Origin of the sequence: Mycolicibacterium setense (assembly GCF_000805385.1) — a bacterium.
GTDB lineage: Bacteria > Actinomycetota > Actinomycetes > Mycobacteriales > Mycobacteriaceae > Mycobacterium > Mycobacterium setense.
Genome location: NZ_JTJW01000007.1, coordinates 132,999 through 144,896 on the forward strand (window position 1 = coordinate 132,999; position 11,898 = coordinate 144,896).

General features: G+C 66.9%; 12 protein-coding genes. 3 read left to right on the forward strand and 9 right to left on the reverse strand.

The features are described from left to right. Nucleotide 1 precedes the first annotated feature (1 nt). Nucleotides 2-1,906 carry an ABC transporter ATP-binding protein/permease gene (locus QQ25_RS17985; RefSeq protein ID WP_039380226.1) on the forward strand — a complete coding sequence of 635 codons (1,905 nt, stop codon included), beginning with the start codon at nt 2-4 and terminating at the stop codon, nt 1,904-1,906. On the opposite strand, the gene QQ25_RS17990 is transcribed toward QQ25_RS17985, so the two are convergent. From QQ25_RS17990 to QQ25_RS18015, 6 genes are all read right to left on the reverse strand, one after another. Further along, nucleotides 1,903-3,390 (reverse strand): FAD-binding protein, encoded by a 1,488-nt coding sequence (locus QQ25_RS17990; RefSeq protein ID WP_039380230.1) that lies wholly within the window; start codon nt 3,388-3,390, stop codon nt 1,903-1,905. The two genes, QQ25_RS17985 and QQ25_RS17990, sit on opposite strands and share 4 nt — an antisense overlap. Beyond that, complete coding sequence (locus QQ25_RS17995) at nt 3,387-3,881, reverse strand: VOC family protein (protein WP_039321189.1); 495 nt, start codon at nt 3,879-3,881, stop codon at nt 3,387-3,389. The genes QQ25_RS17990 and QQ25_RS17995 overlap by 4 nt, the downstream gene beginning before the upstream one ends. A gap of 104 nt (nt 3,882-3,985) precedes the next feature. Then, nucleotides 3,986-4,660: an Rv1815 family serine proteinase gene (locus QQ25_RS18000; RefSeq protein ID WP_162627822.1), complete on the reverse strand. Its 675-nt coding sequence runs from the start codon at nt 4,658-4,660 to the stop codon at nt 3,986-3,988. Between the two features lie 178 nt (nt 4,661-4,838). Continuing rightward, nucleotides 4,839-5,447, reverse strand: a complete 609-nt coding sequence (locus QQ25_RS18005) for a LysM peptidoglycan-binding domain-containing protein (RefSeq protein ID WP_039321002.1) — start codon at nt 5,445-5,447, stop codon at nt 4,839-4,841. A gap of 286 nt (nt 5,448-5,733) precedes the next feature. Further along, nucleotides 5,734-6,642: a sterol desaturase family protein gene (locus QQ25_RS18010; RefSeq protein WP_409370958.1), complete on the reverse strand. Its 909-nt coding sequence runs from the start codon at nt 6,640-6,642 to the stop codon at nt 5,734-5,736. Nucleotides 6,643-6,680: 38 nt separating this feature from the next. Continuing rightward, nucleotides 6,681-8,261: a carboxylesterase/lipase family protein gene (locus QQ25_RS18015; RefSeq protein ID WP_039380234.1), complete on the reverse strand. Its 1,581-nt coding sequence runs from the start codon at nt 8,259-8,261 to the stop codon at nt 6,681-6,683. A gap of 76 nt (nt 8,262-8,337) precedes the next feature. Between QQ25_RS18015 and QQ25_RS18020 the strand changes: the two genes are divergently transcribed. Together QQ25_RS18020 and QQ25_RS18025 are read left to right on the forward strand one after the other, a co-directional pair. Then, a complete protein-coding gene (locus QQ25_RS18020; protein ID WP_039321008.1) occupies nt 8,338-8,673 on the forward strand; it encodes a DMT family transporter in 336 nt (111 codons plus the stop codon). Continuing rightward, on the forward strand, nt 8,673-8,996 hold the full coding sequence (locus QQ25_RS18025) for a DMT family transporter (protein WP_039321011.1): 324 nt from the start codon (nt 8,673-8,675) through the stop codon (nt 8,994-8,996). Before QQ25_RS18020 ends, QQ25_RS18025 begins: the two co-directional genes overlap by 1 nt. Here QQ25_RS18025 and QQ25_RS18030 read toward each other — a convergent pair. The 3 genes from QQ25_RS18030 to QQ25_RS18040 are packed head-to-tail and all read right to left on the reverse strand — an operon-like array spanning nt 8,946 to nt 11,760. Continuing rightward, the gene (locus QQ25_RS18030; protein ID WP_052235900.1) at nt 8,946-10,202 is read right to left on the reverse strand and encodes an MFS transporter; all 1,257 of its coding nucleotides are present in this window, start codon (nt 10,200-10,202) and stop codon (nt 8,946-8,948) included. The genes QQ25_RS18025 and QQ25_RS18030 overlap by 51 nt on opposite strands. Before the next feature lie 44 nt (nt 10,203-10,246). Next, nucleotides 10,247-11,155: an SDR family NAD(P)-dependent oxidoreductase gene (locus QQ25_RS18035; protein ID WP_039380235.1), complete on the reverse strand. Its 909-nt coding sequence runs from the start codon at nt 11,153-11,155 to the stop codon at nt 10,247-10,249. Further along, nucleotides 11,152-11,760 carry a TetR/AcrR family transcriptional regulator gene (locus QQ25_RS18040; protein ID WP_039380237.1) on the reverse strand — a complete coding sequence of 203 codons (609 nt, stop codon included), beginning with the start codon at nt 11,758-11,760 and terminating at the stop codon, nt 11,152-11,154. Before QQ25_RS18040 ends, QQ25_RS18035 begins: the two co-directional genes overlap by 4 nt. Nucleotides 11,761-11,898: the final 138 nt, after the last annotated feature.

Here is an 11,898-nt window from a genome sequence, read left to right on the forward strand (position 1 = left end):
TATGGAGATGTTCACCCAGTCGCTGGACTGGGGCAACGAGATCCTTGCGTCGTTGTTCTGGGTGCTCAAGGCCTGGGCGATCGGCGCGGTGGCGCTGGTCGCGGTGGCAGCGGTGCTGGCCCGGTTCACCACGTGGGGCCGTCAGTTCTGGCGGGTCACAAGTGGATATTTCATTGGGCGCCAAAGCATTCCGGTGTGGGGGCTGCTCGGTGTTCTGCTGTTTTCGGTGATGCTCTCGGTGCGCATGGACGTCTTGTTCAGCTACTACCTCAACGATCAGACCACGGCGCTGCAAGTGGCCTTCTCCGGCGCGGGATCGGGCGATGATGCGGTGCGCCGCTCGGGAATCGACGGTTTCTGGCAGTCGATCCTGATCTTCGCGATGTTGGTGACGGCCGACATCACCCGCACCCTGCTCGACCTGTATCTGATGCAGTACTTCATCGTTCGGTGGCGGGTCTGGCTGACCACCCGGCTCACCGGCGACTGGCTGGATCAACGGGCCTACTACCGCGGACGTTTCATCGGCGGCTTCGGCGGTACCCCGATCGACAATCCGGACCAGCGCATCCAGCAGGACATCGATGTGTTCACCACGGGCACCGGACCCGAAACCAACACTCCGACCGTCGCCACCGCGCAGACGCTGTTGTTCGGATCGGTGTACGCGATCGTCTCGGTGGTGGCGTTCACCCCGATCCTGTGGAACCTGGCGGGGCCCTTGACGATTCTGGGTGTGACGGTGCCGAAAGCGTTGTTCTGGATCGCTTTGTTGTGGGTGTTGATGACGACGGTGGTGGCGATCTGGATCGGCAGACCGATGATCCGCCTGACGTTCCGCAACTCGCTGACCAACGCGGCGTTCCGGTACGCGCTGGTGCGCGTCCGCGACGGCGCCGAGGCGGTCGGCTTCTATCACGGCGAACGTACCGAACGCGGCACGCTGGCAGACCGGTTCGCCAACGTGATCGCGAATTACCGGCGGCTCGTCGTGCGTGGCGTCGCCTTTCTCGGCTGGAACCGGTCCATCAACCAGATCATCGACCCGCTCCCGCTGATCATCCAGGCGCCTCGGTTGTTCGCGGGTCAATTGACGTACGGCGACGTCCTGCAATCGGCGAGTGCGTTCAGCCGGGTGCAGAGTTCGCTGAGCTTCTTCCGCTCGGTGTACGACGCGTTCGCCGGGTACCGAGCCGCGATCATCCGCCTGGACGGGCTCGTGACTGCGAACGAACAGGCAAGGGCGCTACCGCGATTGGACACCGGGGTGAGCACCAACGGCGGGGTCGAGCTCGAGGATGTCGAGGTGCGATCGCCCGACGGTGATCTACTGCTGCACGATCTGGACATGCAACTGGCGCCGGGCGATTCGCTTGTCATCACGGGGCCGTCCGGCACCGGGAAGACGACGCTGTTGCGCAGCCTGGCCCGGCTCTGGCCGTATGGTTCGGGCACGGTCCGCTATCCCGAGGTGGGCGGGGTCATGTTCCTGTCCCAGCTCCCCTATGCCCCACTGGGCGATCTGCGGACGGTGGCCTCTTATCCCTCACCGGCCGGTACCTACAGCGACGACGAGGTCCGGGCGGCGCTCGACGCCGTCGCCCTGGGAAACCTGACCTCCCGGCTCGATGAGGATGCCGATTGGGGAAAAGTGTTGTCCCCGGGCGAACAACAGCGGATCGCGTTCGCCCGGGTCCTGCTGGCCGGACCGTCGGCAGTATTCCTCGACGAGGCCACCTCGGCACTCGACGCCGGTCAGCAGCATGCGTTGTATACGACGCTGCGCACCGAGTTGCCCGACTGCATCGTGGTCAGCATCAGCCATCGGGACAGCGTCAACCGGCTCCACGACCGGCGCCTGGAACTGCTCGGCGCCGGTCGGTGGGAGCTCACGCCCGTGCGTTAGCGTGCCGCCGCGTGCGCTCCCGCGCGACGCCCGAAGAACGAACCTTCGCCGAGCTGAACACCACTGGCGTATCCCATGCCGTCCTGGGCGATGTTGGACGCACACGCGCCCGCCGCGTACAGGCCGGGGATGACGGTGCCGTCCGGCCGCAGTACCTCGCCGTCGATCGACACCGTGAGCCCGCCCATGGTGAAGCCCGAGTACATGGCGACACCGAGCGAGAGGTCGAATGCCGCGTACGGTCCGGTGTCCTGTGCGGCGATGTAGTCGGGTTGCTTGTGGAAGTCGGGATCCTCGCCGTTGGCCGCGAACTTGTTGTAGCGGTCCAGCGTCTCCGCCAGGTTGCCGGCCGGAATGCCCAGCGCCTCTTCGACTTCGGCGATCGTCTCGTACCCGTCGATGAACTGGATCAGCGGCATGGCCGGCATCTCCATGTGCGCCTCGTCGACGATGAGGTATGCCTGCTGATCGGGCTGTTGCAGGACGAATGCCGAAGTGCGGGAATGGTACGAATCCTCGGCGACGAACCGCCGGCCCTGATTGTTGACGATGACGCCGGTCAGCAGGATCTCGGGAGGATAGGCCGCGGCGGTGATGAACAGCTGATCCATGCCGTTTGCCACGCCACCGGCTGCCACACCCATCCGGATACCCAGGCCGTCGTCGTTGGGGTTGCCCAGGATGTAGGGCTCGACCTCACCGTGGTGCTTGGTGCGGCGCTTCTTGCCGAGCGCGGGAGTGTATTCGGCGACCATCTCGGGGTTCATGGCGAAGCCGCCTGCGGTGATGACGACCGATTTGGCTTTGACATAACCGGTTTCGCCGAAGTGCTTCCATTTCACACCGACAACCCGGCTCTGATCCGGACTACCGTCGACGATCAGGTTGGTGGCCCCGACCTCGTAGCGGATCGTGACACCCAGCGTCTCGGCACGTTTGAGCAGCAGGTCGATCACCATCGCCGCCCCACCCAGCTCCCCCGGCACGGGCACCGAGTGCCCGCGTGGAGCCGGTTTGGCCTGCTCGGTGAACGGCCACACCTTCTCGTTGCCCGTGTAGGACAGGCCCTCGGTGCCGGGCGGCACCACCACCTTGCCCGGGTAGAAGCTGCGCTCGAATTGGAAGCCCAGTGCCTCAAGCCAATTGAAGTGCTCGACACTGCCGTCGCAGTAGGCGCGGATCTTGTCCAGATCGGGTTCGCGGGATACGGCGACCAGGTACTTGTACATCTCGTCGGCGGTGTCGGCGTGCCCCGTCGCCTCCTGCACGGCGGTGCCGCCGCCGAGGTAGAAGTGCCCACCGGCCATCGAGGTGGTGCCACCGGCGGCCGCCGCCTTCTCCAACACCAGGACGCGGGCGCCCTGTGCTGCCGCGCTGACCGCTGCGCAGCCTCCGGCGATGCCGAATCCGACCACCACGACGTCGAACTCGTCGGACCAGGAATCGACGTCCGCAGCCGCTACGACCTCGGGGATTTCCTTCACTGCTGCTCCTGTTTCACATACTCGAAGAACGCCCGAATCTCGGGCGGAATGTAAGCGATCTCCAGATACGGCACGCCCGCTGCGGGGGCCGAGAGGTAGGCGAATCTCATGCCCCCGGGCATGACGCCCTGACACACGACCGGTGTCCCGTCGCCTTCGGCATCGCGCAGCTTTGCGTCGAATGCGTACGCATCGGCGGCCTCGACGCAGATGTGGTGCAGCCCCGCACCGTGCCGGTCGAGGAACTCGGTGTAGACACTGTCCCCGCGCACCGGCGCGATGAGTTCCAGTTGGGTGTCACCGGCGTAGCTCAGTGAGATGTCGGCGGTGAAATCGGCAGGTCGGCCGCGGTAACTGCAGCTCTCGGGGCTGAAATGCACCCCGGGCATGCGCACCCACCGGCGTGCGCCGAGCAGCGTGCTCAGGGCCCGTTCGGTGGCGTCGAGATCGGCGGTAACCCACGCGATCTGGACAGGTGTCTGGTCAAGCATCGCCATGAGAATATCGCCGACTCGACGCGAACGCTAGAACGTGTTCTAGTTCCGCGATTCGTCACGCCGGCGAGCCGCACGGCCGGGTGTCCGGTTCACACCGGTCAGGGCTGCCCGACCAGGTTGGACACCTCACCAGCCTGAGGTCCTCCGTCGCTGCGGGCCTGTCCACTGGCGTTCTGCCAGGACACGGCCGCCGGATAGTTGCCCCACGTGCTGTTGAACATCCCGACGATGGCGGCACGGCCATCCGGCGTGATCACGTACACCGGACCACCGGAATCGCCCTTCTGGCTCACCACACCGTTGGCCATGGTGAACCAACCGTTGTTGACCGCCTGGATGGTGCCGCACGTCTCCCCGGTGACCACACCGAAGTGACAGACCGGAGCCCCCGGCGTCGGCACCACGGCGGGATCCTCCGTCAACATCCGCCCTCCCGGGAGGATGTTGTTCACCACGACGTCGCCGGCCAATTGGATGGTCTCCCAATCGGAGATCATGTGGTTGGTGTCGACGGTGGCGCCGTCGGGCGTGTTGTCCCGGAAGGAGCCCATGTGCCCGATGAAGTTCCCATCCCGGTCGTTCACCGGGCCGGCACCGCGGCAATGGCCCGCCGTGAACGCCATCCGGCTACCGGGATCCACGAAGCCCAAAGTGCAGACATTGGTGTCCTGCCGGATCTCCATGCCCGGATACACCAGCGAACCCACCGCGGACGCCGTCGGCGCCGGACACACCAGCAGCCCGGCCACCGGAACCACGACCAACGTCCGCATCACCCCACCAAGCCACCTCTGCACGGCCGGCCTCCCTCGTTATCGGACGTGGTGCACGTCACCCTACCGACATCAATATCTATCCCACGGCAACTTCGTTACCGGGGGTACCCGTATCCCGGCGCGGAAAACGACGACGGCCCGGACCACGAGGGCCCGGGCCGTGCATCCGAACAGGTCAGGGAATCGTCAAGACCTGGCCGGGGTGGATCAGGTCAGGATTGGCGATGCCGCTGGCATCGGCGATCTGCTGGTACCTGTTGCCGTCACCGTAGAACCGCTCGGCGATCGCCCACAGCGTGTCACCGGAGACCACGGTGTAGGTCCGAGGCGCCGGCGGGGGCGGGGGTGGCGGCGGCGCGGCCGGCTCGGGCGCGGCAACCGGCTCCTCGACGGCGGCCGGAGCGACCTCGACCTCGGGCGCAGGTGCCTCGGGGGCCGGTGGCGGCGGCTCGGAGGTCTCGGTCTTGGACGACCACGCGGGCCCGTCCGCGGCGTACAGCACCAGGTTGCGGTCGTCCTGGAGAACCAGTTTGACGTTCTTCTTGCCCTTGGTGTCGGTGTGCCAGACCGGCTTCTCGGAGGTGTACAGCACGAAGTTGCCGTCGGTCTGCACCTCCGCCCGCTCCACGTTCTGGCCGTTGGTGGAAGTCGACCAGACCGCTTCGTCGCGTGCGTACAACACGAGGTTGCCGTCGTCCTGCAACGTCAGCGTGTACGCGCCGTTGTTGGAGGTGAGCGACCCCCCCTTCTCCAGCTTCTGTCCTTCGGTCAGTGTGTCTCCCACGCAATGCCCCTTTCTGAACCGTGACCCGGACTGTGTGCGCCCGGTTCAGTCGACCTTACTGATTTGAAGTTTGCTTTGGTGCTATTCGGCTCGGCCCGAATTCAAACGTCACACAAACTCTGGGGAACACCGGGAATTTCGCCGTCAGAAGGCCCGGATCACACGGGCGCGGCGTGTCGCAGATCGAAGCCCGAGCCGAATAGCGATCCACGTCAATTGTTGTGCCGGGCAATGCTTGTGGCGGAGAACGACGCCTTTCATGGCCGGACGTACAGCGGCAGCGCCGCTAACCGACCGGCTGCGACCGGGAAACCTCGGAGGGCTGCCAGCCCGGCGGGCCGAAGACATACCCCAGCCTGTCCCGCAGCCGGTTCGCCTGCCGCACGTCACGGGCGATCGCCACGTATTCGTGCGTCTGCAACTTCCAGATGTTGAAGGTGTTCACCGGCTTGGTCAGCCCGTAGTGCGGGCGGAACACCTCGGGCTGGAACGTGCCGAACATCCGGTCCCAGATGATGAGAATCCCGCCGTAATTGCGGTCCAGGTACAGCTGGTCGCGGCCGTGGTGCACGCGATGATGAGACGGTGTGTTGAAAACGAATTCGATTGGTCGCCACAACTTTCCGACGCGTTCGGTATGCACCCAGAATTGATAGACCAGATTCACCGAGAAGCTGGCGAACACCAGCCACGGCGGAATACCCAGCAGCGGCAAAGGAATCCAGGCCAGGATCTCGCCGCTGTTGTTCCATTTCTGCCGTAACGCGGTGGCGAAGTTGTAGTACTCGCTGGAGTGATGGGCCTGATGCGTGGCCCAGATCAGGCGCACCCGGTGCGCCACCCGATGGTAGGTGTAGAACAGCAGATCCACCCCGACGATCGCGATGACCCAGGTGTACCACCGGTTTCCGGGTAGATGCCACGGCGCCAGGTAGGCATAGATGGCGGCATAGCCCACCAGCGCGAGCAGTTTCCATCCGCCCGTGGTGAGGATCGACACCAGTCCCATCGAGATGCTCGCCCAGGCATCGCGGGTGTGGAACCCACCGGCGGGTGCGCGTTCGGATTCGAGGTGTTCCAGGCGGCGGGCCGCGACCCATTCCACGGTCAGCAACACCAGGAAGAACGGGATCGCGAAGAACACCGGATCCCGCATCGGCGGAGGCAGAAAATCCAGAACGGACCTGATCATCATGTCCATGTCAGCGTCCTCGTGGTCTCAGCGGATCGGTCTCAACGGAAGTTGAGGATCTGGCTCCCCCAGGCCGCGTGCAGATCGCGGTCGAGGTCGGCGACGGCCTTGTCGTGTTTGTCGATCACCAGGGTGGCCCGGTCATCGCGGCGATACGGCCGCCACACCGGTTCCCCGAGTGCGCCCGCGGGCTGCCCGGTGGTGGCGAAACTGACCCAGCGGCGACGTACCCGCGCCGATACCGCGCGACCGTGCTTGAGCCCGCCCATCTTGAACGTCGGATCCTTCGGCCCGGCAACAAGATTGCCCCACACGTACGGCAGCTCGGTGGCGTGGGCGGCGCCGAGTCGCAGCAGCCGCAGCATCGGCGTCGTGAAGTCGAAGCGGTACAGGTACACCGGGGCGACGGTGCTGTGCCCCTCGGCGAACCACAGGGTCGGCATCCGGAACCCGATGTCGCGCGCCATGCCCAATCCGATCGCCTTGGGACGCAAACCCGCATAGGCCGAGGTGATCTGGGCTTCCGTCGGCAGTTGCAGGCCCGGTTGTTCGGCGGCGATCGCGGCGAACATGGAACGCAGCGCGTCCGGGGTGACCGGCATCAGCGGCGACTTCATCCAGCGGAACACCGTGGCCTCGTGCTCGTTGGTCCCGATGATCAGCGGCACGGCGTGGGTGCGCCCCTCCTGCGCGGCGGCCACCGGATACTCCGGGACGATGTCACCGTCGACGACGGGGGCGAATGCCAGCAGCCCCGGGGTCTGGGTCGGAACCGCGTCGAACACCGCCTTGGCGCCGGCCAGAATGCCGGGTACCGACATGCCGGACAATCGACCGACGTCGTCGCCCGCGATGCCGAGCCGCTCCAGGAACTGCGCGGCCACGGTCCGGGACCGCTCGGCGTCGTACACCGATGTCGCAGGCGAACTCTGCGCGATCGCAGCGTGGAACAGCCCTTCGGCGGCCGGGCTGGCCAGCAGGGTGGTGACGATCCCGCCGCCGGCCGACTCGCCGAACAGCGTGACGCGGTCGGGGTCGCCACCGAACTCGGCGATGTTGTCGCGTACCCAGTGCAATGCCGACAGCACGTCGCGCAGGCCGAGGTTGCTGTCGAAACGCAGGCCCTTCGCCCCGGGCCGTCCGTTGAATTCGGACAGGTCCAGGAAGCCGAACGGCCCGAGCCGGTAGTTGAGGGTGACCACGACGACGTCGCCTTCGGCGGCCAGCACCCTCCCGTTGTAGAGCGGTTGGCTTCCCGAGCCCAGGACGTAGGCGCCGCCGTGAACCCACACCATGACCGGCTTGGCGGCGCCGTCCCCGGCTCCGCTGGGCGCCCAGACATTGAGCACCAGACTGTCCTCGCCCTGCCGACCGCCGAGGTCCAGCGGGAGCCTCGGATCGGTGATCTGCGGGCATACCGGACCGGCCACGGTCGCGTCGGCGACCTCCTGCCACCGCGCGGGCGGTTGCGGCGACCGCCACCGCAGCTCACCGACCGGAGCGGCCGCGTACCGGATACCCAGCCACTGCTTGACCGTGCCGTCGTCGGTACCGCGAACCGGTCCGTACTCGGTGTCGGCGACCGGCCGGCCCCTGGTGCGGGCGCGTGTCGGATCGGTCATGCGGACTCCTCGGTAAAGCTGGGCGAACTCCCCCACGGTACTCACCCGCCTTCGGGCGCTCGGATAGGTTTGTCGAGTGCGGACGTGGGTGTTGTTGATTGCGGCCGTCGCCACCGAAGTCACCGCCACCCTGTCGCTGCGCGCGTCCCAGGACCATGCGGGTTGGCTGGCCCTGGTGGTGTCCGGGTATCTGGCCGCGTTCGTGTTGTTGACCCTGGTGCTCCGGGCCGGCATGCCCGTCGGTGTCGCCTACGGCATCTGGGGTGCGCTCGGTACCGCCGCGACGGCCGTACTGGCCGCGTTTTTGTTCGACGACCCGTTCACCTGGCCGATCGCGGCAGGCATCGGTTTGATCATCGCGGGCGTGCTGCTGGTCGAACTCGGGTCGCACCCACGGGAGGCCGAATCATGATGTGGCTGGCGCTGACCGGGGCGATTCTGGTCGAGGTGTGCGCCACGCTCGCACTGCGGGCATCGGACGGTTTCCGTCGCAAGGTCTGGATCGCGCCGGTGATCGCCGGTTACCTGATGTCGTTCTACCTGCTGTGGCTGGCGCTGTCGTTCGGCGTGCCGGTGGGGATCGCCTACGGCATCTGGACCGCGTGCGGGGTGGCCCTGGTGGCGGTCGTCGCCAAGTTCCTGTTCTCCGAGCCGTTGACTCCGGTGATGATGCTCGGCATCGTCTTAATCGTGTCGGGTGTGTTCACGATCGAGCTCGCGGGCGTCACGCACTGAATCCGATATCGCCGCGGGCCTGCGCGGAAGCACCCCGGCCAGCAGGGCGGCGACCACCCCGGCCACCGGTACCGCGAGCAGACCGGCCCGCAATCCGGCGGCATCGGCGACGAGCCCCACCAGCAGCGGCGCCCCGAAGAAGCCGACCCGCATGAGCCAGGTCACCACGGTGAGCCCGGTGCCGGGTCGCAGGCCGGGCAGCTGATCGGCACCGTGCATGGCGGCGGGCACCAGGGTGGCCACGCCCAGGCCCGCGAGCGCGAACCCGGCGATCGTGGTGGCGATGCTGGGGAATGCCAGCGCGGTCCCCATCCCGGCAGCGGCGATCAAACCGCCCGCCCGCGCCACGGTGGCTTCGCCGAACCGGTCGACGAGCCGGTCGCCCGTCAGCCGGCCGATGAACATGAACCCGACCAGTGCGATGTATCCGAAGACCGCCAGCGCAGGCGGCGAGTGCAGGGAGTCACGCAGATACAGCGTGGCCCACGAGCTTCCGGCGTCCTCGACCGTTGCGCCTGCGATTGCGATCAACACCATGGCCAGCAGGATCGCGTACACCCGCGGCCCGGCCTTGGTCGCCGCAGCTGCGGCGTGTGCGGCCGGGTGGTCGTCATGGTCCGGGCCGGGCAGCAGGTAGCGGTAGGCGGCCAGGGCCACCACGCTCAACAGCACTCCGACCACCGAAAGCTGGATTCCGCGCGGTATTCCGAGCGCGATCGCACCCGCGCCGGTGAGGCCGCCGAGGATCGCCCCGGCGGCCCAGACCGCGTGCAGGGAGTTGATGATCGAACGGCCGTGTCTGCGTTGCAGCCGCAGCCCGTGTGCGTTCTGTGCGACGTCGACCACCGAATCGCTCGCCCCGGCCAGGAACAGGGCCGCGGCAAGCATGAACGGCGTGCCCGCGACGCCGGCCGTGATGACGAAGGCGGAAAGGGCGACCGTGCCGATCACCGCGACCCGTGCGCTGCGGAACCGCCGAATCAGCGTCGCCGCAGTCAATCCCGCGACCAGTGCCCCACCGGAGAACGAGGCGACGGCCGCGCCGTACTCCGCGTTACCCAGGTGCAGATCGGTTTTGATCTCCGGATAGCGCGGCAGCAGGTTGGCGAAGATCGCCCCGTTGGTCAGGAACAACGCCCCCACGGCGATCCGGGCCCGGCGCAGCGCGGCGCCGCCGCGTTGTTCTGAGACCGATCCGGATGCCACCGAGGCGACACTACTGTGCGTCGGGAAAAGGGCCGGGGAGGGAGCTAGCCGACCGCGGCCACCAGCCGTTCGCTGATCTGCCAGAGATCGGCAGCCAAGGCCGCGTCGTACGAATCGCGCGAGGAGCGGATCCGGCGAGTTCCTTCGAAGTACTCCCCGGTGACGCCCTCGAGGGCGGGATCGGCGACGAGCGCGGCGAGGTTGGCTCCCGACCGTCTGGGGCTGTTCACATTCGGCAGTATCCGCAGCGCCGGCATCAGCAGGCGCCAGGCCAGTCGCTGGACGCTCCCATAGTCCCTGGCCAGCCCGGAACCCGGCATCAGGCCCGGATCGAACGCGTTGACCGTGATGCCTCCGACCCCGTGTCCCAGCCGCCGGTCCAATTCATAGCTGAAGAGCATGTTGCAGAGTTTGGAGGTGGTGTAGCGACGCCTGCCCTCTTCGCCCGTCAGGCCGGCCGCCGGCAGACGCAGCAGATCTTCTGCTGAATTGTATTGCGGTGCAGGCATACCCGTGAATTTGTCCGGATCGTGGGTGCCGCTACTGACCACCACGATTCGGGCCGGGGCCGTCAGGGCGCCGAGCAGATGCTGCACCAGGGCGAAATGACCGAGGTGGTTTACCCCGAACGTGATCTCATAGCCGTCCGCCGTGGTCGCCGTCCCGGAGACCACCTGCAGCCCGGCGTTGCACACCAGCGCGGTCAACGGCGGGACCTCCAACTGCGGCAATCTGTCGGCGAAGTCGCGCACCGACCGCAGCGATGCCAGGTCGAGCTCACCGACGGTGGTGCGTCCGGGACAGTCGAGCCGGGCGGCGGCGTCGGCCCCACGCTCGGGGTCGCGCACGGCCAGCACCACATGCCACCCCGGATCGGATGCCAGGAGTGCACGCGCGCATTCGAATCCGAGCCCCGTGTTCGCGCCGGTGATGATCGCGGTCTTGCCGGTCACTTTTCCTCCAGGAGTATCGGGATGAGGGCGGTCACGGCTTGCCACAGCCGCTGGTACATGCGCGCCACGTCGGTGCTGTCGGGCTCGAGATGGCCGGCGAAGAAGACGCCGTCGGATTGCGCGACGGCGAATGCCGTGAGTTCGGCCACCACCCGCTCGGCACGGCGCGGTGGCACGTCTGCGGGCAACTGGCCGCGCACGGCGGCGGAGACGCGCGAGATGGCCGTGTCCCGCACCCGGCGCACCACCGCTGTCACCGTCGGGTCATCGCCGCGTTCCAGGGACAGCAGGTAGAGGATGCGGAGAAACTCGGGGCGCTGTGATTGCTGGTCCGCCAGGACCGCCAACTGGTCGTCGATGGTGCCGCCGCTCGGTATGGCCGCGAAGAATCGGTCGGCTCCGCGTTCCATCACGGCCGCGAGGACTCCGTCCTTGGACCCGAAATGCCAGTAGATCGAGCTGGCCGGCAGGCCGCAGGCCTTACGGATGTCGCTGATCGAGGTGGCGGCGTAACCGCGCGTGGCCATCAGTCGCTCGGTGGCGTCGAGGATCTGTTCGCGGGAGTCCGCTCCCTGCCGTTGTCGCCTCGTGGATGCAGTGGTCACGTGAACCGCCTCTGTAAGGATCGTTACAGACAGCTTACAACACCTGCGGACACTGCGTCAGGGCGACCGCACCGAGACGCCGACGGTGCCCGTCGAGTTGTGTTCGCGCACAACGGAACCGCCCGAATGGCCGTGCGC

What these genes read in the sequence shown, in the direction of transcription:
- QQ25_RS18015 (WP_039380234.1), bottom strand. Translation starts at nt 8,261, where the DNA reads ATGACCGATCCGACACGCGCCCGCACCAGGGGCCGGCCGGTCGCCGAC.
- QQ25_RS18000 (WP_162627822.1), bottom strand. Translation starts at nt 4,660, where the DNA reads ATGCGGACGTTGGTCGTGGTTCCGGTGGCCGGGCTGCTGGTGTGTCCG.
- QQ25_RS17985 (WP_039380226.1), top strand. Translation starts at nt 2, where the DNA reads ATGGAGATGTTCACCCAGTCGCTGGACTGGGGCAACGAGATCCTTGCG.
- QQ25_RS18010 (WP_409370958.1), bottom strand. Translation starts at nt 6,642, where the DNA reads ATGATGATCAGGTCCGTTCTGGATTTTCTGCCTCCGCCGATGCGGGAT.
- QQ25_RS18025 (WP_039321011.1), top strand. Translation starts at nt 8,673, where the DNA reads ATGTGGCTGGCGCTGACCGGGGCGATTCTGGTCGAGGTGTGCGCCACG.
- QQ25_RS17995 (WP_039321189.1), bottom strand. Translation starts at nt 3,881, where the DNA reads ATGCTTGACCAGACACCTGTCCAGATCGCGTGGGTTACCGCCGATCTC.